Source organism: Catellatospora chokoriensis, from assembly GCF_011297315.1.
In the GTDB taxonomy this organism is placed as follows: Bacteria; Actinomycetota; Actinomycetes; order Mycobacteriales; family Micromonosporaceae; genus Catellatospora; species Catellatospora citrea.
In genome coordinates this window covers 1-19,701 of record NZ_JAAOTI010000035.1, presented here as the reverse complement: position 1 = coordinate 19,701, position 19,701 = coordinate 1, and the positions used below count along the sequence as shown (strand labels likewise).

Below are 19,701 nucleotides of genomic sequence, written 5' to 3'. Positions count from 1 at the left end.
GTTGGGATTGCGTACGAGGGGATTCAACCGAGGGAGCATTTCCGGTGTTCCGGACTTGTACCCTTTGTGGTCCAGGTCTCGCGTTCCCGGCAGTCGGCCCCTCGGCAGCCGGGACGAACTACTCAAGTAGCCCTTGACCTGGCCATATCTCTTGCCGCCCGGACGCTGCGAGGCGATAAGGTATACGAAAAGCTGTCATAATTACCTAATTCGGGCCGCATGCCGCCCCGCCGGAAGGAGGAGCGTGTCAGCCCGCAAAGTGATGGCCTGGTACGGAGCCTGGATGGCCGTCCTGGCGGCACTGTTCTACGCCCTGCCGAGCTGGCACATCCCGCTGTGGAGCGCGATCGGCCTGAGCAGCGCCGGGGCGATCGTCTACGGCCTGTACCGCTACCGCCCGCGCCGCTGGTCCCCCTGGTTCTGGATCATCGCCGGACTGCTGCTGCTCTCCGCCGGGGACACGCTGTACAACGTCATGACCGACGTGCTCGGCCGAGTCAACCCGTTCCCGTCCCCGGCCGACATGCTCTACCTCGCGATGTATCCCGCGGCCACGATCGGCCTGCTCGGCCTGTCGAAGGCGGGCGCGGCCAGCCGGGACCGCACCGTCCCCCTGGACGCGCTGATCGTCACGGCCGGGCTGGGCCTGCTCTCGTGGATCTTCCTGATCAGCCCGCAGATCCTCAACCAGGACCTGACCATGAGCCAGCGCCTGGTCTCCGTCGCCTACCCGCTGGGCGACATCCTCATCCTGGCGACGGTGGGACGGCTGATCTCCGTGGTGCCGTTCAGTCCCACGGTGGCGCTGCTGACCGTGGGCGCGGTCGGGCTGCTGGCCGCCGACGTCATGTACGGCCTGGTCCAGCTGCACGGCTACTGGACCGTCGGCGGCCCGGTCGACCTCGGCTGGATCGTCTTCTACGCCTGCTGGGGCGCGGCCGCGCTGCACCCGTCGATGGCCGACCTCACCACGCCGCGCGTGGTCAGACCCCGCGAGATGCGCGCCATGCACCAGGCGCTGCTGACCCTGTTCGTGCTCATCCCGCTCGCGGTGCTGGTGGTCGGCGTGGGCCAGGACCGGCTGCGCTATCCGATGGTCATCGTCGCCTTCGTGGTGACCACGGTGCTGCTGGTGCTGATCCGGCTGTTCGGCGTGATCAACAGCTATCGCGGCAACACCATCCGCACCAGCGGCATCCGGGCCAGCAACGCCGCGCTCATGTCGGCGACGACGGTGGAGGGCGTCACCTGGGCGCTCAAACGCACCGCCGAACGGCTGCTGCCGCCCGGCTCGGACTACCGCGTCGCCATGGTGATGAACGACGGCACCGCGCCCGAGCTGTTCCACCCCGCGCCCACCACCATGGGTTCGCGGCTGCGCTTCACCAAGTCGCTGCCCCCGGACATCGCGACGCAGATGGGCGATTTCGAGATCACCATGATCTGCCCGCTGGCGCTGGAGGACCGGCCCACCGGCGACCCGCACATCGGCATGCTGCTGATCTCGTCGGACGAGAACTCGCTCAGCTACCTGCAGCTGCCGATGGAGCTGGTCGCCGCGCAGGCCGCCCTCGCCATCGAACGGATCATGCTGAGCAACGAGATCACCCGGCACAACAGCGAGCGCTACTTCCGCACCCTGGTGCACAACACCTCGGACGTGATCCTGATCCTCGAACCGGACGGCGGGCGCATCCGGTATGCGAGCCCGTCCGCGCCCACCGTGTTCGGCACCGCGGAGCTGCCCGGCAAGAACCTTTCGCAGCTGGTCGACAGCCCGCACCACACCCTGGTGGCCGACCTGTTCCGGCTGGCCGCGGCCGAGGAGGAGACGGTCGACACCGCCGACTGGACCGTGCTGCGCCCTGACGGCACGGCCGTGCAGACCGAGGTCTCCTGCCGTGACCTGCGCGACGAACCGACCGTCAACGGCCTGGTGGTGACCCTGCGCGACGTCACCGAGCAGCGCCGGATGGAGTCCGAGCTGACCCACCTGGCGTATCACGACTCGCTCACCGGCCTGGCCAACCGGGTGCGCTTCGCCGAGCGCATCGGCCAGGCCATCGCCCGCGCCGACGCCGACGGCTCCGTAGTCGGCGTGCTCTTCATCGACCTCGACGACTTCAAGGTGGTCAACGACACCCTCGGCCACGAGCACGGCGACCGGTTGCTGCGCGCGGTCGGCGAGCGGCTGGCCGGGGTGCTGCGGGCCGACGACGTGGCGGCGCGGCTCGGCGGCGACGAGTTCGCCGCGCTGATCGAGGGCGCCCGGGACGCGGCCACCATCGACGAGGTCGCCGACCGGATCGTGGCCGCGCTGGCCGAGCCGTTCACCATCGACGACCGGATGGTCTCCGGCATCGCCAGCATCGGCATCGCCACCAGCGCCGACGCCCGCAGCGCGCCGGAGCTGCTGCGACAGGCCGACCTGGCGCTGTACGTCGCCAAGGGCGAGGGCAAGGGCCAGTGGCGTCGTTACCTGCCCGACCTGCACACCGCCATCGTGGAGCGGCTGGAGCTGCGCACCGAGCTGGACCGGGCGATCGCCGGCAAGGAGTTCACCGTCGAGTTCCAGCCCATCGTCGAGCTGCGCACCGGCATCACCGCCGGGTACGAGGCGCTGGTCCGGTGGAACCACCCCACCCGCGGCCGGCTGCTGCCGGGCGAGTTCATCGAGGTCGCCGAGGAGTCGGGGCAGATCGTGGCGATCGGTGACCAGGTGCTGCGCGCTGCCGTCGCCGAAGCGGCGCGGTGGCAGCGCGAGGCCGGGCCGACCTCGGTGCCGTACGTCAGCATCAACGTCTCCGCCCGCCAGTTCCGCACCCCAGGTTTCGTGGCCAGCCTGCACGAGACCCTGGCCGAGGAGGGCCTGCCGCCGCACCAGCTCATGCTGGAGATCACCGAGAGCCTGCTGCTGCGCGACGACGACGGGGTCTGGGAGGACCTCACCGAGTTGCGCACCACGGGCATCCGGGTGGCCATCGACGACTTCGGCACCGGCTACTCGTCGCTGAGCTACCTGCGCCACGTGCCGCTGGACGTGGTGAAGATCGACCGGCTGTTCACCAGCACCATCGCCTCGTCGGCGCAGCAGGCGGCACTGGTCGACGGCATCGTCCGGCTGGCCCACACGCTCGGCCTGCAGGTGATCGCCGAGGGCATCGAGCGCACGGTCGAACGCGACCTGCTGTCGCGCATCGGCTGCCGCTACGGCCAGGGCTTCCTGTTCGCCCGCCCGCTCACCAGCGAGCAGGCCATCAACTTCATCACCGAGCAGAAGGTGGCGGCGTGAGCGAGCACGTCAGCGGGCTCGGGGATGCCGCCGACACGCGCAGCGGGCAGCCGGTATGACGAAGGGGTCGGCGCACATGCCGGATGCGCACAAGGTCCCCTCGACCGACCAGCTCGACCGGCTGCGCGCGCAGACCCCGATGTACGACGCCGTCATCGAGGAGGTCGACGGGCGGCGTATCCGGATCGGCGAGCGCTGGCTGATCGACTTCGCCTCCTGCAACTACCTCGGCTTCGACCTCGACCCGGACATCATCGCGGCGGGCGAGGCGGCCGTCCGCCGCTGGGGCACCCATCCGGGCTGGTCACGGCTGCTGGGCAACCCGCGGCTCTACCCCGAGATCGAGCAACGCCTGACCGACCTGCTCGGCGCGCCCGACACGCTGGTGCTGCCGACGATCACCCACATCCACATGTCGGTGCTGCCCGCGCTGGTCGGCGGCGGCGCGGTGTTCGTCGAGGCGGGCGCGCACAAGACGATCTACGACGGCGGCTCGTACGCCCGCGGGCTGGGCGCGCAGCTCTACCGCTGGCGCGCCGACGATCCCGACGAGCTGGTGCGGCTGCTGCGCTCGGCCGACGCCGGCCATCCCCGCGTGGTCTGCCTCGACGGCGTGAACAGCATGACCGGCAACATCCCGGACCTGCCCGCGCTCGCCGCGATCTGCCGCGAGTGGGGCGCGCTGCTCTACGTCGACGACGCGCACGGCTTCGGCGTGATCGGCGAACGCGGCGACGGGGCGGCCACGCCGTACGGCTCGCGCGGCAACGCGGTGGTGCGCCACTGCGGGCAGACGTACGACGACGTGGTGCTGGTCGGCGGGTTCTCCAAGGCGTACTCGGCGCTGCTGGCGTTCGTGGCGGTGCCGACCGCGGTGAAGGAGCACCTGAAACTGGCCGCCCCGCCGTACCTCTACTCCGGACCGTCGCCGGTGCACTCGCTGGCCGCGGTGCTGGCCGGGTTCGACGTCAACGAGACCCGCGGCGAGCAGCTGCGCGCCGTGCTGCACCAGCTGACCGCCCGGGTGCTGGCGCACCTGCGGTCGCTGGGCGTGCACACCCCCAACCGGCACCAGACGCCGGTGATCGAGCTGCCGCTGTCACCCGGCTATGACCTGGCCGACGTGGCCGACCTGCTCTGGCGGCGCGGCGTGTACGTCACGCTGGCCGCGTACCCGCTGGTGCCGCGGGGTCAGGTCGGCTTCCGGGTGCAGCTGACCTCCGCGCATACCGACGAGCAGGTCGACCGCCTCAACGCGGTGCTGACCGAGCTCGACGGCCGCGGCGCCCTCCGCCGCGCCCTCGCCTGACGGCCGGCCCGAGGCGTGCCGCCGGTGGACCGGTGTGCCGGAAGCGGCGGCAGGGGGCAGGATGGACGGATGAGCGCAGCCGCGGATCGGGATCGTGACGGCGCGGGCCGGGCGCGCAACGCCCGCCCCCGTGACGAGCTGGGCCGACCCCTGCCCCGCGGCGCGGCAGGCGTGCCGACCACCCCGGACGAGCTGCGGCTCACCCCGGACGAGGCGCTGGCGCAGGCGCAGGAACTGCTCGCCGCGGGGCGCGCGTTCCACGCGCACGAGGTGCTGGAAGGCGCGTGGAAGGCCGCGCCCGAACCCGAGCGTGAGCTGTGGCGCGGTCTCGCCCAGCTCGCGGTGGGCCTCACCCACGCCCGGCGCGGCAACGCGACCGGCGCGGCCAGGCTGCTGACCCGCGCCGCCGACCGCATCGAGGAGTACGCCGCAGCGCCGCCGCACGAGGTCGCGGTCACCGGCCTGGTCGCCTGGTCCCGGGCGCTGGCCGCCCGCATCGGCCAGGACGGGCTGGACCGGCTCGGCCCGGACGCGCTGATCCCCCGCCTGCGCGACGAGCGCTGACCCGGGCAGGACCGGCGGCCCGCTCACGACCACCCCTGCCGGGACCGCGCGGCGGCGGACCCGCGACGCGCGGATCAGCCGAGCGTGATGCCGGTGACCGAGGTGCCCGGCGGCAGGTCGCGGACCTGTTCGTGGATCTGGCCCGCGATGTTCACCGCGACGGCGAAGCTCTCCACGACGACGGACTCGATCGTGACGCCACCACCGATGACCGGCGGCGGCATGAACGTGTACACCTGGTCGGACCCGAGCTCCAGGCCGCGGTCGGCGGCCTGCGCGGCCAGGCCGCCCAGCAGGTAGCGGTCCTGCCCCTGCTCGGTGGACAGGTCGAGGGCCAGCTCGTCGGCCGAGGCCCAGACCCGGGTGAGGGCGCCCTCGATGGTGTCGAGATACCAGCAGCCGTCCTTGCCGGCCAGGAACACGTCGCCGAACAGCGACGTGAACAGCGGCTTCCTGCCGTCGAGGCCGAGCCACGACCAGGAGTCGAGGGCCTGGGCGTACTGCTGCTCGGTGAACGTCTTGGTGAAGCGCATCCGGGCAGTATGCACGAACCGGCGGCAGGTCAGCCCGCGGCCAGCGCGAATCCGTCGCCCGCGGCGAAGGTGTCGACGTGGTCGATGCTGGTTTGCACGGTCACCGGGAGGCTGCGGCGCACGGTGCTGCCGTCGCCGAGCTGACCGGTGCTGTTCCTGCCCCAGGCGAGCACGATGTCGTCGTCGGCGCGCGACAGGGCGTAGCTGGTGTTGAACCCGGCCGCGACCGCGCGGGCCCGGGTCAGGCCGGACACGGTGACGGGCCGGTCCCGGACCCCGCCGAAGGAGCCGATGCCGAGCTGGCCGTCCTCGTTGCCGCCCCAGGACCGTACGGTGCCGTCCTTGCCCAGCGCCAGGCTGTGCAGCAGGCCGGCGGCGACGGCCTCGACCCGGGCGAGCCCCGCCACGGGCGCCGGAACCGGGGACGGGTCCGCGGTGACGGTGCCCCGGCCGAGCTGGCCGAAGTTGTTGGCACCCCAGGCCGAGACGGTGCCGTCGCGGAGCAGGGCCAGCACGTGGCCGCTGCCCGCGGCGAGCGTGCGCACGTTCTTCAGCCCGGCCACCGGTGCGGGGGTGGGCACGTCGGTGCCGACGGTGCCGTTGCCGAGCACCCCGGCGCTGTTGTTGCCCCAGGCCAGGACCGTACGGTCGGCCAGCAAGGCCAGCGAGTAGCTGTCCCGGGCCGCCACCGCGCGCACGTTGCGCAGCCCCGGCACCCGTACCGGGAGCAGCCGCGAGCCGCCGGTCACGCCAAGCCCGAGTTGCCCGCTGGTGTTGTCGCCCCACGCCGCGACCGTGCCGTCGGCCAGCAGGGCCAGCGCGTGCACGGCCCCGGCGGCGATCTGTCGTACGCCGTCGAGGCCCGCCACCACGCCCGGGGTGGCATGGTCGGCTTCGGTGCCGTCGCCCAGCGCGCCGCGCGCGTTGTCGCCCCAGGCGCGCACGGTGCCGTTGGTGAGCAGCGCGAGACCGTACGCGGTGCCCGCGTCGACCTGCGCCACCGAGAGCAGCCCCGACACGGCGACCGGGGTGTCGCGTTGCTGCCCGGTCCCGTCACCGAGCCGTCCCGCCCCGTTGTCGCCCCAGGCCACCGCGGGCCGCAGCACCGGCGTGCCCCGGTCCTCGGGCGCCGCCACGGTCGGCGCGCCGCCCGTCAGTGCCAGCAGCGCGCCGAGCGCCACCACACCGATGACCCTGCGGTGCCACGACATCAGGCGCATGAGACTCCCCCGTGAACGACACCCGCGGATCCACGCCCGCACGTGCGGCAAGCCAACCCGTTTCGTGCCCTTTGTACCCGTGACCCGGCCACACCCGGGCTCGACACGCGGCACCCGGCCCCGAGCGCCGTGACGCGCGTACCGCACCGGGCCTGCAGCTTCGGGGAAACTGTGGCATCCGGCGCACCTGAGGCAGCAGTTTCCCCGAAACTGCAGTACGGTCGCGCCGTGACACGGGGAGAGATCACGGCCAACGGGATTCGGTTGTCCTTTTTAGAGGACGGGGCGGTGGGCGCGCCGGTGGTGGTGTTCCTGCACGGGCTGCCGAACGAGGCGGGGACCTGGGCGCACACCATGGCGGGGCTGGCCGCGACGCACCACGTCTACGCGCTGGACCAGCGCGGGCAGGGCCGAAGCGAGCACCCGGGGGTGTACTCGTTCGAGCTGATGCGCGACGACGTGCTCGGGTTCGTGCCGGCCCTCGGCCTGCGCGACGTCACGCTCGTCGGGCACTCCGCCGGAGCCACCGTGGCTTGCCTGGTCGCCCAGGAACGGCCGGCCTGGCTGGCGCGGCTGGTGCTGGAGGACTCCCCGCCGCCGTGGCCGGGCGGCCCCCGCTTCACGGTCCCGGAACGGCCCGACGGCGCGCTCGACTACGACTGGGACGTCTTCGCGAGCCTGATGGCGCAGGTCAACGACCCCGACCCGAACTGGTGGGCGCGCCTGGACCGGATCGCCGTGGCCACCCTGCTGATCCACGGCGGCACGGCCAGCCCGATCCCGGCGGACAGGGCAGCCGAGGCCGTCGCCCGCATACCCGACGCCCGCTCGGTCACCGTCGAGGCCGGGCACCAGGTGCACCGCGAGCGCCCGGCGGAGTTCCTCGCCGCGCTGCATACCTTCCTGGTCCCGCCGACGCCGTGACAGGATCGACTTCCGTGAACCCTGCCGAGCTGGCCACCGAGGTCGACACCGCCTGCCGCCTGCGCGGCGAATTCCTGCTCCGCTCCGGTCGCACCGCGACCGAGTACTTCGACAAGTACCGCTTCGAGGCCGACCCTGTGCTGCTCGACAAGCTGGCCGGACGGATGGCCGCGCTCGTTCCGGCGGGCACCGAGGTGCTGGCCGGGCTGGAGATGGGCGGCATCGCCGTGGTCACCGCACTGGGTCGGCACACCGGGCTGCCGTGCGCTTTCGTGCGCAAGACGGCCAAGGCGTACGGCACCGCGCGGCTCGCCGAGGGCGCTGAGATCGCCGGTCGGCGCGTGCTGGTCGTCGAGGACGTGGTCACCTCGGGCGGCCAGATCGCGATCTCGACGCGGCAGCTGCGCGAGCTGGGCGCGACCGTCGACGGCGCGCTGTGCGTCATCGACCGCGAGGAGGGCGGCGCGGCGGCGCTGGCCGCCGACGGCATCGCCCTGGGAGCCCTGCTCACCCGCGCCGACCTCGACCGCGCCCGGGCCGCCGCCGAGCGGTAGCGCTGAACTCGGTCCGGTGTCGCGATCACGAGAAGGGGCACGCTGAGAGGCGGGCGTAGGTGCCGCGAATTACGGCCCTGATCGACAGTGCGGCCGGCGGTCGCTCACCCCCGTTAGCGACCGCCGGCCTTTCACTGTCCGGGTGGACGCCGTCCCCCAACGGCATCTGTCCACCCATCCCCCTGTGCACTTCGCTCGGCGCCACCAACCAGAAAAACGAGTTTTCCGGCCGGGCCGGCCCGCTGGGACCCCTGGGGCCTTCATCGAGCGTCGCGCCACTGGGGATCACGCTACGTCGCCTGACCTGGGGTCGTCCAGGGCAAACTCAAGATTTTTTCACTGAAAGTAATTGGCTCTCCACTCTCCGCGTTCGCCACTCGGCACGGATTTCGCACCCGCCCACCGCTGGCACACGCACGATTCGACCGTTTTGTGCGCCGTGCGCCACCGGATCACCACCGGATGGGCGGTTTCGGCTACAGCCGCTGGAACATCACGTGCAGGCCGACCCGGCCGTGCTCCGGGTGCTCGAACGCCTCCGGGACCGTGGTGAGGATCTCGAACCCGATCGCCTGCCACAGGCGCACGGCCGCGGTGTTGGTCTCCACCACGGCGTTGAACTGCATCCCGTGGTACCCCTGCGCCCGCGCCCAGTCCAGCACGTGCCCGCCCAGCGCCCGGCCCACGCCGCGGCCGCGCTGCGCCGCGTCGACCATGAAGCTGGCAGTGGCGATGTGCGCGCCCCGTCCCGGCCGGTTCGAGCCCATCTTGGCCGATCCGAGCACGGTGTCCCCGTCCACGGCCACCACGGTCCGGCCCGGGGCCTGCTCCATCCACCACGGCCGGGCCTGCTCAAGGTCCATGCCCTCGGGGAAGGCGTAGGTCTCCCCCGCCGCCACGATCTCGGCGAAGAACGGGTAGATCTTCGGCCAGTCCTGGCCGGTCGCCTCTCGAATGATCACGCCCGGACCCTACCGCCCCGCCCCGGCCCGCTCGACCGCATTCGCCCGCCCATGATCACTCGACTTGCCCGGCACCTGTGCGTATCTTGACCGGCCTTTCGCCCGGTTGCCAGGCAAGTCGAGTGATCATGCCGCGCGGCGCCCGGCGCCCAGCGGTCAGATCAGGTCCGCGAGGGGCGTCTCGGCGGGCGGGGTGACGCGGCGGGTCACCCGGCGGGCGCGGACGTGCGCGGCGTGGGCGGCCGCGCGCAGCGACGCCGCGGCGGCGGTCGCGGCCTCGGTGGCCAGCCAGGCCTGCTTCTCGGTGTCGGCCGCCCGGCGGTACGCGGTGCGCAGCGACGCGCGGGCGAACTGCGACAGCATCGTCTCCTGCTCGATCGGGTGCCGGCGCGGGTCCCAGCCGCCGCGGTGGGCCAGCGCGTCGCTCAGTTCCAGGGCGGACAGCTGCTGGTGCGAGCAGGCCGACATGGCGGCCCGGTGCAGGTGGCGCTCCCGGAAGGCGTACTCGGCGGGGGTCTGCGGGGTGCGCGGCAGCGGCAGCGCCGCGGCGGTCAGCGTGCGGCGCGCCTGCGAGTCGGCCTCGTCGTAGCGCTGCCAGGCGGTCTCGGCCACATCCTGCGCGGCGAGCCACTCCTCGCGCCGCCGCCCGGCGGTCGCCGCGGCGCGCTCCGCCGCGACGGTCGCCTCGCGGGCCTTGCGGACCAGTGCCTGGGCGTGTGCGGCCAGCAGCGCCTGCTGCTCCAGCACCTCCGGGGAGGGTGCGACCGGCGCCGGCTCGGGCTGGCGGGTGTAGCGGGTCAGCGCGGCGATGGCCACGACGGCCAGCACCGCGAGCAGCGACCAGACGAGCGCGGCGTTCGGCAGGTCACGGAGGAACAGGTCCAGGATGATGTTCATGATCGACACCTCGGGGTGGTGGAGGGGTGGACGCGACACCAGGGTTCGTCGCGAGGTGGGGGTCTTGCGGTGCCGGCGACCCGGGCAGACGTTCGCGCAGCGGCAGTGGTGCTGGAGGACGCGGTGCGCGACTCGGCCACAGCCGAGTGGGACACCACGGAACCGTCGCGTGATCGTCGGGAGAAGGTCACGGCAGCAGTGAACGGCTACCGCACGCACCCACGCCGCGAAAGGGGGCGGCGACGCGACGGGAGGTTACACGGGCGGAGCGCGACTGCCCTGCGCCCGCGGGTGAGCCGAGGCCGGTGGCCGGACCGCGTTCGCGGCGGTGCGGACCACGAGGGTCGGCTCGATGATTCCGATCAGGACGGGCGCGGCAGCCGGGGCGGGTTCCGCCTCGTGCTTGGCGGCGGCCGGGCTCACCGCGACCTGCTCGGCCTGCGGCCGGGGCGCGGGCTGCGCCGCGTGGCCGGCCGACGGGGCGAGCAGCAGGCTCATCAGGGCCAGCGCGGTCAGCATCCGCGCGGAAAGGCGCGCGACCCACCGGATTGGACCGGTGAGCGCGCTGAATGTCACGAAACGAAAACTACCCCGTTCGAGCGAACGTCGCATCCGGAGTGATCGAGACCACAGGACGCGGGCGCACCGGATCTCTGTCAGACTGGCGACCGTCGCTGCCCGACAACCCGGGGGATCACATGAGCAGTACGGCCTCGCCCGTCGTGGAACCCGCACCGTCACTGACCCGCCTCGCCCCTGACGTGTACGCGTACCTGCAGCCCGACGGCGGCTGGTGCGTCAGCAACGCGGGTGTGCTGCTCGGGCAGGACGCGGTGACCCTGGTCGACGCGACCGCCACCGAACGCCGCGCCCGCCTGCTCGCCGACCACATCGCCGCACTGACCTGGGCGCCGGTACGCACCCTGGTGGTCACCCACCGGCACGGCGACCACCATTACGGCGCGCGCACGGTCGCGCCGGACGCGGTCGTCGTCGCGCACGAGCGAGCCCGCGCCGACATCATCGGCGACGGGCTGAACCTGCCCGGCATCTGGCCCGACGTGGCCTGGGGCGAGGTCGCCCCGGCCGTGCCCACGCTCACGTACACCGACCGGCTCACCCTGTACGCCGGTGCCACCCGGGTGGAGCTGTGGCACCCCGGTCCGGCGCACACCACCGGCGACACCGTGGTGTGGATCCCGGAGCACCGGGTGCTGTTCACCGGAGACATCACGTTCTCCGAGGTCACGCCGCTGTGCCTGATGGGCTCGATCGAGGGTTCGCTGGAGGTGCTGGCGCGGCTGGCCGCCCTCGACCCGGCGGTCGTGGTCAGCGGGCACGGCCCGCTCGCCGGCCCGGAGGTGTTCGAGGCCAACGCCGCCTACCTGCGCCTGGTGCAGGAGCTGGCCGCCGACGGCGTCGCGGCCGGGCTCACCCCGCTGGAGACCGCCCGCAAGGCCGACCTGGGCCCGTTCCAGGCCTGGCTGGACGCCGAACGCCTGGTCGCCAACCTGCACCGGGCCTACGCCGAGGCGCAGGGCGTCGACCGGGGCGCGGAACTCGACAACTACGCGATCCTGGCCGACGTGGCCGCGTTCAACGGCGGCCGCATCCCCACCTGCTTCGCCTGAGGTGGCCGGCTGGTTCCCGCCCCGGGGTGAGTTGCGCAGCGCGGCGTACGCCACGTTTGCCAACACCGTGGGCGGCGGGCTGTGGTCGGCGGGCGGGGCGCTGTACCTGACCCGGGTCGCGGATCTGCCCGCCACCGTGGTCGGCGCGGGCCTGTCCGCGGCCGCGCTGGTCGGCCTGGCCGCGAGTGTGCCCGCGGGCCGGCTCGCGGACCGCCGCGACCCGCGCTCGCTGCGCGCCGCGCTGCAGGTGGTCCAGGCGGGCGCGGCCCTGGCGTTCCTGCTCGTCGACTCGACGGCGAGCTTCCTGGCGGTCGCCGTCGTCGACGCGCTGCTGGTCACCGGCAACCTGACGGTGCGGGCCGCGCTCGTCGGCGCGCTCGGCCGCACCGCCGGGCGGGTACACGTCTTCGCGACGCTGCGCACCGCCGCGAACGCGGGCACCGGGATCGGCGCAGGTCTGGCCGCGCTGGCCCTGGCCGTCGACAGCCCCGCGGCGTACCGCATGCTCGTCGTCGCCGACGCGGCCACCTATCTGATCTCGGCGGCGCTGCTGCTGCGCCTGCCCCGTTACCCCGCCGCCGACCCCGAGGAGCGGGCGCGCACGTGGGAGGTGTGGCGGGACGGCCGTTTCCTCGCGGTCACCGCGACGACCTCGGCGATGTACGTCCGCCGGGTGGTGTTGACGCTGGTGCTGCCGCTGTGGATCGCCACGCGCGCCGACGTGCCCACGGTCGTCGTCTCGGCCCTGCTGGTGACGTACACGGTGCTGACCGTGGTGCTGTCGACCCGCCTCGGCAGGCGCGCGGAGGAGCCCGAGCCCGCCGCGCGTATGGTCCGCCGCGGCTCGCTGGTGCTGGCCGTCGCGATGCTCGGGTTCGCCGCCGCGACCGCGCTGTCCACGGCCGCCACGGTCACCCTGCTGCTGGCCTCCACCGTGGTCTACTCGGTGGGCGAGCTGTGGCACGTCAACGGCGCGACCGGGCTGTCCTACGCGCTCGCGCCCGAACACGCCATCGGGCAGTACCAGGGTGTCACGGTGCTGCTCAACGGGCTCGCCCTCGCCGCCGGTCCGGTGCTGCTCACCGTCGTGATCGTCGACTCCGGGTCGCCGGCCGGCTGGCTGGCGCCGATCGCCCTGCTGACCATGTGCGGGCTCGCCGTGCCGCCGCTCGCCCGGTGGGCCCGGGCCGCCCCTCCGCGACCGGCCCCGGCGGTGGCGGAACCGGCCGCCGGTTGACCCCGGGCGACGCGACAGGTCACCCCGGCGCTGCCGGCATCGGGAAACGCCCTCGCCGCGCTGAGCTGCGCTTCTAGGCTCGGGCTGTGGAACTGCGCGTGTTCACCGAGCCCCAGCAGGGCGCCACGTACGAGCAGCTGCTCGCGGTGGCGCGCGCCGCGGAGGACGCCGGGTACGGCGCGTTCTTCCGGTCCGACCACTACCTGAAGATGGGCGACGTGACCGGGCTGCCCGGGCCCACCGACGCCTGGACCACCCTGGCCGGGCTGGCCCGCGACACCAGCCGGATCAGGCTGGGCACGCTGATGACCGCGGCGACGTTCCGCTTCCCGGGTCCGCTGGCGATCAGCGTGGCGCAGGTCGACGCGATGAGCGGCGGCCGGGTCGAGCTGGGCATCGGCGCGGGCTGGTACACCGAGGAGCACGAGGCGTACGGCCTGCCGTTCCCACCCGTCGGGGAGCGCTTCGACCGGCTCGGCGAGCAGCTGCACATCATCACCGGGCTGTGGTCGACCCCGATCGGTGGCGCGTTCGACTTCCACGGCAAGCACTACACGCTCACCCGGTCGCCGGCGCTGCCGAAACCGGCGCAGCAGCCGTACCCGCCGATCCTGCTCGGCGGCGGCGGCAAGCGGCGCACCCCGGTGCTGGCGGCGCGGTTCGCCGACGAGTTCAACATGCCGTTCGCGAGTGTCGAGGACTCGGCCGCGCAGTTCGGCCGGGTGCGCGACGCCTGCGTGCGCACCGGTCGCGACCCGGGCGCGCTGCGCCTGTCGAACGCCCTGGTGCTGTGCTGCGGGCGCACCGACGCCGAGGTGGCCCGGCGCGCCGAGGCGATCGGTCGGCAGGTCGACGAGCTGCGGGCCAACGGCCTGGCCGGTTCGCCCGCACAGATCGTCGAGAAGATCGGCCGGTACGCCGAGGTCGGCGCGCAGCGCATCTACCTGCAGGTCCTCGATCTGACCGACCTCGACCACCTGGAGCTGGTAGCTGCCGAGGTGGCCCCGCAGATCCGCTGACGCTGCGCCGCCCTGCTGCCCGCAGCCCGCCGCACAGGCGGTCAGCCGAGCAGGCTGCACGTCGCCGGAGGGGCGCGCCGCACCGGCAGGCCGGGGGCTGCGTCTGACGCTGCCGCCCGGCCTGCCGATGCTGTCAGCCCGCCCAGTCGGGCAGCGGCTCGCGCGACGCCAGCCACTCGGGCGGGATGCCCGCGAGCCCGGTGTACGCGGCCACGATGCCGCCGACGATCGCCGCCGTGGTGTCGACGTCCCCGCCCGCCTCGACGCAGGTGCGGATCGCCGAGGGGTAGTCGTGCAGCATCCGCGCCGCGACCCAGACCGTGAACGGCACCGTGTCCTGCGCGGTGATCGCGGCACCGTTGCCCAGCTCGTACGCCGCCTCGGCGGCCGGCAGGTGCAGCATCCGCCGGGCCCGGCCGAGCCCGCGGTGCACCCGGCCGGGCGGCGTCAGCTCCCGCACCGCGTCCACGAACGGCCCCGGTTTGGGGCGGTCGCCCGACAGCCGCCCCGCGCAGGCATGGCTGGCCGCGACCGCGACCGCGATCGCACCGGCCACCCCCTCCGGGTGGGCGTGGGTGACCATCGCCGACGCGACGGCCTCCTCGGCCGCCCGCCTCGGATCGTCGGGGAAGTACGCCCCCAGCGGCGCGACCCGCATCGCGGCACCGTTGCCGCACGAGCCCTGCCCCTCGAACGCCTCGGTGGCGGCCTGCTGCCAGGACGCGCCGCCGCGCACCCGCCGCAGAATGACGAACGCGCCGACGCCGTACCCCCGGTGGGGTTCACAGCGCTGCGCGAACGCCTCGGCGAGCCGGTCCGGGTCGATCCGGCCCGCCTCGTTCAGCATCCAGGTGATGGAGCAGGCCATCTCCGTGTCGTCGGTCCATTCCCAGACCGGCGGCGGGACGATGCCCGCCACGAGGTCGGCGACCCTGCGCCCGACCATGAAGTACTGCGCTCCCAGCGCGTCCCCGACGGAAAGTCCCGCCAGGCTCTCGGCGGCGTATCCGCGCCGCGTGTTCTCGTGTAGGACGAACCTCATCGTGCCGCCGATCATGTCCCACCGCGTCAACCCCGGCAATCGGGTAACCGCGCCCACGTTCAAGATCTGTTTTTGTGGACGCTGGACGTCGTCCTGGCAACGGCCGGCGTCCACAAAAACGGATCAACGCGACCGGATCAGGAGCCGAGTACGGCTTCGATGAGCGGGCGGGAGCGTCCGCGGCCGGTCCGGAGAATCCGCGTCTGCCCGCGCCCGGTGCCGCATACCGTGGAGATGTGCCCTGGCCGACCGCCGGGCGACGCGCACGAGAGGCGAGCGATGACGCCGAGCAGGGCGGTGCCCGACGGGGCTCCCGCGCGCCCGGCCTTGGTCCTGACCGCGCTGATCCTGGTCGCCGCGGTGGCGAACCTCAACCTGAGCGTGGCCAACGTGGCGCTGCCCGAGATCGGGCGCGCGTTCGACTCGTCGCAGACCATGCTCAACCTGGTCGCCGTCGGCTACTCGCTCGGCCTGGCCGCCTCGGTGCTCTACCTGGGCGCGTTCGGCGACCGGTACGGCCGCAAGCTGCTGCTGATCCTCGGCGTCAGCCTGTCCGTGCCGGCCTGCCTGCTGGCTTCGCACGCCACCTCGGACGTGATGCTGGTGGGCGCCCGGGTGCTGGGCGGCCTCGCCGCCGGCATGGCCTACCCGACCACGCTCGCCCTCATCGCCGCCCTGTGGCGCGGCGCGCCCCGCATCCACGCGATCGCGCTGTGGTCCGGCATCGGCGGTGCGATCTCGGCGATGGGCCCGCTGCTGGCCGGTGCCGCGCTGCAGCGCTACTGGTGGGGCTCGGTCTTCCTGCTCACCCTGCCGCTCGCGCTGGTCGCGCTGATCCTGGCGATCCGGTGCGTCCCGGCGCACGTCAACGAGTCCACCGAACCGGTCGACCACCTCGGCGGCGTGCTGTCCGTGGTGCTGGTGGCGTCCCTGGTGCTGGCTGTCAACTTCGCGCCCTCGCCGGGGTCCGGCGCGGCCGCGGCCGGGCTGGCCGTGGTCGCGGTCGCCGCGACGATCGCGTTCGTGCTGCGCCAGCGCAGAGCCGCCAATCCGCTGTACGACCTGAGGATCGCGGCACGGCGCACGTTCTGGGTGGCGGCCGTGGCCGGCACCATCGTGTTCGGCTCGCTGATGGGGGCGATCTTCATCGGGCAGCAGTTCATGCAGAACGTGCTGGGCTACACGGCGTTGCAGGGCGGAGCGGCGATCCTGCCCTCGCCGCTGATGATGACGCTGTTCGCGCCGTACTCGGCGAAGCTGGTGGAGCGCCGCGGCTCGCGGTTCACCCTGCTGCTCGGCTACCTGTTGTGCCTGCTGGCGTTCCTCACCATGCTGCTGCTGTGGCACGAGGGCGTCGCCTACTGGCGGGTGGGGCTGGCGTACGCGCTGATCGGGATCGGGATCGGGCTCGCGGGCACCCCGGCGTCGCGCTCGCTGACCGGCTCGGTGCCGGTGCGGCGGGTCGGCATGGCCTCAGGCACCGCCGACCTGCAACGCGACCTCGGCGGCGCGATCATGCAGTCACTGCTCGGGGCGCTGCTCACCGCCGGATACGTCAGGTCGATCACCACGCAGGTGCGGGAGTCGCCGCAGTCATCGGAGATCGCCCAGTCGGTCGTGTCCGAGCTGCAGAAGTCGTTTTCGAGCGCCGCCGACACCGCGCAGCGTTACCCGCGCCACGCGGCCGAGATCATCGAGGGCGCCCGCAACGCGTTCCTGGCGGGCGACCGCTGGGCCTACTCCGCCGCGATCATCGCGATCCTGCTCGGCATGGCCCTGGTCGCCAGGCACTACCCGCGCCACCCCGAAGAGAACCGCCTGCTCGCCTCCTACCAGGCAGAAGACGTGGCGTCAGTGCCAGGCGCGCCTTCGCCCGCCCGGGAAGCGAGCTGACGAAGGCACAGCAGGGGGCACCGCCCGGGTTCAGGCGGCGGTCGCGTGGAACTCGTGCACGACCTCGATCAGGCCGACGAGGTGCCGGTTGAATTCGGCCAGCTCCTCGGCGGGCATCCACAGCTCCAGGATGTCCCGCCCGCCGACCTGCCGCACCGGGTAGCGCTGCGCGAACACCCGGTCCACCGCGAACCGGGTGACGTAGCCCGAGCCGCTCGCGGGCACGTTCCAGTCCCGAGCGATCATGATGGCGTACTGCTCGTTGAGCACCGGGTAGAAGATCGGCTGGTCCGGCAGCCGCGGCGGCCAGGCCCGCCAGCCGGACTCCTCCACCAGGGCCAGCTCCTTCGGGCCGGTGGGCCGCCACAGGGTCAACGTCTCGGTCATCACGCGCTCCTCTCGCAGCGGCGCACGCTACCGCCCGGCGGGGCGGCCCGGCCAACGGTTTGCTCGGGCCGACGAGCGCACGGCCCTGCGCCCAGTCTGCAAAGGGGTGCCAGGGGCGCCCGCAGACGGTCGCGCTGCAGGGGGCGTCAGGTGGTCGGGGCCGGGCCGGTCGAGGCGCGCACCACCAGCTCCGGCTCGAACAGCAGCTCGTCGTCGGGCACCTGCTCGGCGTCGATCTGGCTGAGCAGCAGCGCGACCGCGGCCTGCCCCATGGCGACGATCGGCTGGCGCACCGTGGTCAGCGGCGGGTCGGTGAACGCCATCAGCCCCGAGTCGTCGAAGCCGACCACGGACACGTCGGCGGGCACCTGCTTGCCGGCCCGGCGTACCGCGCGCATCGCGCCGATGGCCAGCACGTCGCTGGCGCAGATCAGACCCGTCGCGCCCTCGGCGACCAGGCGCGCGGCGGCGGCGTGGCCCTCCTCCATGGTGAGCGCGCCGTGCGCGACCAGCTCGGTCGCGCCCTTGCGCGCGGCGCGGTAGGCGGCCAGCTTGCGGGCCGAGGGCACGTGGTCCGGCGGGCCGAGCACCAGCCCGATCCGTTCGTGGCCCAGCGCCGTCAGGTGGGCGTACGCCTGCTCGACCGCGTGCTCCTCGTCGGTGCACACCCGCGGGAAGGCCAGCCCGTCGGCGCTCGCGTTGATCAGCACCGTGGGCAGCCCGCGCTCACGCAGCCGCGCGTAGTGCTCGTGCGCCGCACGGGTCTGCTGGTAGAGCCCACTGGCGAAGATCACGCCGGAGACGTTCTGCTCCAGCAGGATCGTGATGTACTCGGACTCGGCCACCCCGTCGACGGTCCGCGCGCACAGCACCGGCGTGAACCCCTTCTTGGCCAGCGCCCCCGCCATGACCTCGGCGAACCCCGGAAAGATGGGGTTCTGCATCTCCGGCAACACGATGCCGACCAGCCGCGCCCGCTCGCCGCGCAGCTTGGTGGGGCGCTCATAACCGAGCACGTCGAGCGCCGACAGCACGGCCGCCCGGGTGGCCTCGGAGATGCCGGGCTTGTTGTTCAGCACCCGGGACACGGTGGCTTCGCTGACTCCGACATGTTGGGCCACTTCGGCCAGCCTCCGCGCCATCGCGCAAGTGTAGAGCACCGGAGTGCAAGCCACTTGCAGAAACCGAACCGATTTCGCGTCAGCACAACGCCACCGACGTCCCCACCCTCCCTCCTCCGCCCATGATCGCCGTCTCGTGTCAACAAGTGCGGCCGGACCTCACCTATCAGCACGAGACGGCGATCAAGCCAGGCCGTTGGACCCCCGCCGCCCGCCGCATAGCCGTTTCCCGCGCGCAACGGCGCAGGCCAGGCGGCTACACGGAAAGGAAGGGCACCTTCTACAACACATAGCGATGTGAAGGTGCCCTTCCTTTCACAGGAAGGGGCCGCAGTAGGTGGGGGTGAGGGGGGTGCCGGTGACGGTGAAGGTGACGGCGTCGGGGCAGTGGAAGAGGGGCTGGGCGGCGACGGCGTCGGCGGTGAGGCCGGTGAGGGTGAGGGAGCCGGCGGACTGGATCTGGAGGAGATGGGTGCCGGTGGTGTGGACGCGCAGGTCGGTGATGGTCACGTTGGTGACGGAGGAGCCGAGGACCTGGAGCGCGGCGTATCGGCTGTCGAGCAGGTCGTTGCCGGTGACGAGCACCTCGCCGGTGAGCGGGGCGTCCTTGGCGTAGAACCAGAGCGCGCCGATCGGGGTGGCCAGGAACGGGTGGTCGGCCCCGGCGCGCAGGGTGGTGTTGCGCTCGATCCGGGTGACCCCGCGCAGCAGCGTCGCGGAGAAGCGGTTGCCGACGTGGATGCCGCCGCGCTCGACCTGGATGTCGGCGACGACGTTCGCGCGGACCGTGTTGTCGTGGCCGCCGTACATCGCGATGCCGTTGGCCAGCATCGGCAGTTGCACGGTGTTGCGCTCGACGGTGACCTGCCGGTCGGCGCCGTACTCGCCGTCGAAGCCGTCGGCGCCGGCCTCCGACCACAGGGCGATCCCGTCGTCGCCGGTGTTGCGCACTAGGTTGTCGCTGATGACGGCGTTGCTGACACCCTGGTGCAGGTTGATGCCGTCGGCGGTGACGTCCAGCGGGGTCGGGAGGGCGGGTCGACCGGATGGGCGCGGGGCGCTGACCATGGTGCCCAAAGCACTGGAGTTCAGCGCGTACGCCGAGTTCTGGACCGG

At 72.9% G+C, this 19,701-nt stretch carries 18 protein-coding genes; 9 read left to right on the top strand and 9 right to left on the bottom strand.

Annotated elements, in window-relative coordinates:
- The first annotated feature begins 244 nt into the window (after nt 1–244).
- From HAV39_RS36195 to HAV39_RS36185, 3 genes are all read left to right on the top strand, one after another.
- Complete coding sequence (locus tag HAV39_RS36195) at nt 245–3,292, top strand: putative bifunctional diguanylate cyclase/phosphodiesterase (protein ID WP_191843671.1); 3,048 nt, start codon at nt 245–247, stop codon at nt 3,290–3,292.
- A 55-nt stretch (nt 3,293–3,347) separates the two neighbouring features.
- Nucleotides 3,348–4,601: an aminotransferase class I/II-fold pyridoxal phosphate-dependent enzyme gene (locus HAV39_RS36190; protein ID WP_203736097.1), complete on the top strand. Its 1,254-nt coding sequence runs from the start codon at nt 3,348–3,350 to the stop codon at nt 4,599–4,601.
- 69 nt (nt 4,602–4,670) lie between these two features.
- Nucleotides 4,671–5,165, top strand: coding sequence for a DUF309 domain-containing protein (locus tag HAV39_RS36185; RefSeq protein ID WP_191843670.1), 495 nt, complete (start codon nt 4,671–4,673; stop codon nt 5,163–5,165).
- 74 nt (nt 5,166–5,239) lie between these two features.
- Here the strand turns inward: HAV39_RS36185 and HAV39_RS36180 are convergent, their stop codons facing one another.
- Together HAV39_RS36180 and HAV39_RS36175 are read right to left on the bottom strand one after the other, a co-directional pair.
- Nucleotides 5,240–5,698 carry a T6SS immunity protein Tdi1 domain-containing protein gene (locus HAV39_RS36180; protein ID WP_191843669.1) on the bottom strand — a complete coding sequence of 153 codons (459 nt, stop codon included), beginning with the start codon at nt 5,696–5,698 and terminating at the stop codon, nt 5,240–5,242.
- A 29-nt stretch (nt 5,699–5,727) separates the two neighbouring features.
- Complete coding sequence (locus HAV39_RS36175) at nt 5,728–6,918, bottom strand: RCC1 domain-containing protein (RefSeq protein ID WP_191843668.1); 1,191 nt, start codon at nt 6,916–6,918, stop codon at nt 5,728–5,730.
- A gap of 288 nt (nt 6,919–7,206) precedes the next feature.
- Here HAV39_RS36175 and HAV39_RS36170 point away from each other — a divergent pair, with 288 nt between their 5' ends.
- Both HAV39_RS36170 and HAV39_RS36165 read left to right on the top strand, forming a co-directional pair.
- On the top strand, nt 7,207–7,842 hold the full coding sequence (locus HAV39_RS36170) for an alpha/beta fold hydrolase (RefSeq protein WP_191843667.1): 636 nt from the start codon (nt 7,207–7,209) through the stop codon (nt 7,840–7,842).
- A gap of 14 nt (nt 7,843–7,856) precedes the next feature.
- The gene (locus HAV39_RS36165) at nt 7,857–8,396 is read left to right on the top strand and encodes an orotate phosphoribosyltransferase (RefSeq protein ID WP_191843666.1); all 540 of its coding nucleotides are present in this window, start codon (nt 7,857–7,859) and stop codon (nt 8,394–8,396) included.
- A 476-nt stretch (nt 8,397–8,872) separates the two neighbouring features.
- Here HAV39_RS36165 and HAV39_RS36160 read toward each other — a convergent pair whose 3' ends face one another.
- The 3 genes from HAV39_RS36160 to HAV39_RS36150 all read right to left on the bottom strand — a co-directional run bounded on the left by HAV39_RS36160 (nt 8,873) and on the right by HAV39_RS36150 (nt 10,831).
- Entirely contained in the window at nt 8,873–9,358 is a 486-nt protein-coding gene (locus HAV39_RS36160; RefSeq protein WP_191843665.1) for a GNAT family N-acetyltransferase, read from the bottom strand.
- Between the two features lie 156 nt (nt 9,359–9,514).
- Nucleotides 9,515–10,255, bottom strand: a complete 741-nt coding sequence (locus HAV39_RS36155) for a hypothetical protein (protein ID WP_191843664.1) — start codon at nt 10,253–10,255, stop codon at nt 9,515–9,517.
- 255 nt (nt 10,256–10,510) lie between these two features.
- Nucleotides 10,511–10,831, bottom strand: a complete 321-nt coding sequence (locus tag HAV39_RS36150) for a hypothetical protein (protein ID WP_191843663.1) — start codon at nt 10,829–10,831, stop codon at nt 10,511–10,513.
- Nucleotides 10,832–10,953: 122 nt separating this feature from the next.
- On the opposite strand from HAV39_RS36150, the gene HAV39_RS43460 reads away from it, so the two are divergent.
- The 3 genes from HAV39_RS43460 to HAV39_RS36135 all read left to right on the top strand — a co-directional run bounded on the left by HAV39_RS43460 (nt 10,954) and on the right by HAV39_RS36135 (nt 14,142).
- Nucleotides 10,954–11,886 (top strand): MBL fold metallo-hydrolase, encoded by a 933-nt coding sequence (locus HAV39_RS43460; protein WP_191843662.1) that lies wholly within the window; start codon nt 10,954–10,956, stop codon nt 11,884–11,886.
- A 1-nt stretch (nt 11,887) separates the two neighbouring features.
- Nucleotides 11,888–13,123 (top strand): MFS transporter, encoded by a 1,236-nt coding sequence (locus HAV39_RS36140; RefSeq protein WP_191843661.1) that lies wholly within the window; start codon nt 11,888–11,890, stop codon nt 13,121–13,123.
- A gap of 86 nt (nt 13,124–13,209) precedes the next feature.
- On the top strand, nt 13,210–14,142 hold the full coding sequence (locus HAV39_RS36135; protein WP_191843660.1) for an LLM class F420-dependent oxidoreductase: 933 nt from the start codon (nt 13,210–13,212) through the stop codon (nt 14,140–14,142).
- 133 nt (nt 14,143–14,275) lie between these two features.
- Here the strand turns inward: HAV39_RS36135 and HAV39_RS36130 are convergent, their stop codons facing one another.
- Nucleotides 14,276–15,184 (bottom strand): ADP-ribosylglycohydrolase family protein, encoded by a 909-nt coding sequence (locus tag HAV39_RS36130; protein ID WP_191843659.1) that lies wholly within the window; start codon nt 15,182–15,184, stop codon nt 14,276–14,278.
- A 279-nt stretch (nt 15,185–15,463) separates the two neighbouring features.
- Here HAV39_RS36130 and HAV39_RS36125 point away from each other — a divergent pair, with 279 nt between their 5' ends.
- On the top strand, nt 15,464–17,077 hold the full coding sequence (locus HAV39_RS36125) for an MFS transporter (RefSeq protein WP_191843658.1): 1,614 nt from the start codon (nt 15,464–15,466) through the stop codon (nt 17,075–17,077).
- Nucleotides 17,078–17,107: 30 nt separating this feature from the next.
- Here HAV39_RS36125 and HAV39_RS36120 read toward each other — a convergent pair whose 3' ends face one another.
- From HAV39_RS36120 to HAV39_RS36110, 3 genes are all read right to left on the bottom strand, one after another.
- Nucleotides 17,108–17,464: an ADP-ribosylation/crystallin J1 gene (locus tag HAV39_RS36120; protein ID WP_191843657.1), complete on the bottom strand. Its 357-nt coding sequence runs from the start codon at nt 17,462–17,464 to the stop codon at nt 17,108–17,110.
- Nucleotides 17,465–17,610: 146 nt separating this feature from the next.
- Nucleotides 17,611–18,606 carry a LacI family DNA-binding transcriptional regulator gene (locus tag HAV39_RS36115; protein WP_191843656.1) on the bottom strand — a complete coding sequence of 332 codons (996 nt, stop codon included), beginning with the start codon at nt 18,604–18,606 and terminating at the stop codon, nt 17,611–17,613.
- Between the two features lie 294 nt (nt 18,607–18,900).
- Nucleotides 18,901–19,701: right-handed parallel beta-helix repeat-containing protein (locus tag HAV39_RS36110; RefSeq protein ID WP_191843655.1), on the bottom strand; the 801-nt coding region annotated here is incomplete at its 5' end.

Coding starts and splice junctions, on each gene's coding strand:
- HAV39_RS36190 (WP_203736097.1), top strand. CDS start 3,348: ATGACGAAGGGGTCGGCGCACATGCCGGATGCGCACAAGGTCCCCTCG.
- HAV39_RS36185 (WP_191843670.1), top strand. CDS start 4,671: ATGAGCGCAGCCGCGGATCGGGATCGTGACGGCGCGGGCCGGGCGCGC.
- HAV39_RS36180 (WP_191843669.1), bottom strand. CDS start 5,698: ATGCGCTTCACCAAGACGTTCACCGAGCAGCAGTACGCCCAGGCCCTC.
- HAV39_RS36175 (WP_191843668.1), bottom strand. CDS start 6,918: ATGCGCCTGATGTCGTGGCACCGCAGGGTCATCGGTGTGGTGGCGCTC.
- HAV39_RS36155 (WP_191843664.1), bottom strand. CDS start 10,255: ATGAACATCATCCTGGACCTGTTCCTCCGTGACCTGCCGAACGCCGCG.
- HAV39_RS43460 (WP_191843662.1), top strand. CDS start 10,954: ATGAGCAGTACGGCCTCGCCCGTCGTGGAACCCGCACCGTCACTGACC.
- HAV39_RS36130 (WP_191843659.1), bottom strand. CDS start 15,184: ATGAGGTTCGTCCTACACGAGAACACGCGGCGCGGATACGCCGCCGAG.
- HAV39_RS36125 (WP_191843658.1), top strand. CDS start 15,464: ATGACGCCGAGCAGGGCGGTGCCCGACGGGGCTCCCGCGCGCCCGGCC.
- HAV39_RS36120 (WP_191843657.1), bottom strand. CDS start 17,464: ATGACCGAGACGTTGACCCTGTGGCGGCCCACCGGCCCGAAGGAGCTG.
- HAV39_RS36115 (WP_191843656.1), bottom strand. CDS start 18,606: ATGGCGCGGAGGCTGGCCGAAGTGGCCCAACATGTCGGAGTCAGCGAA.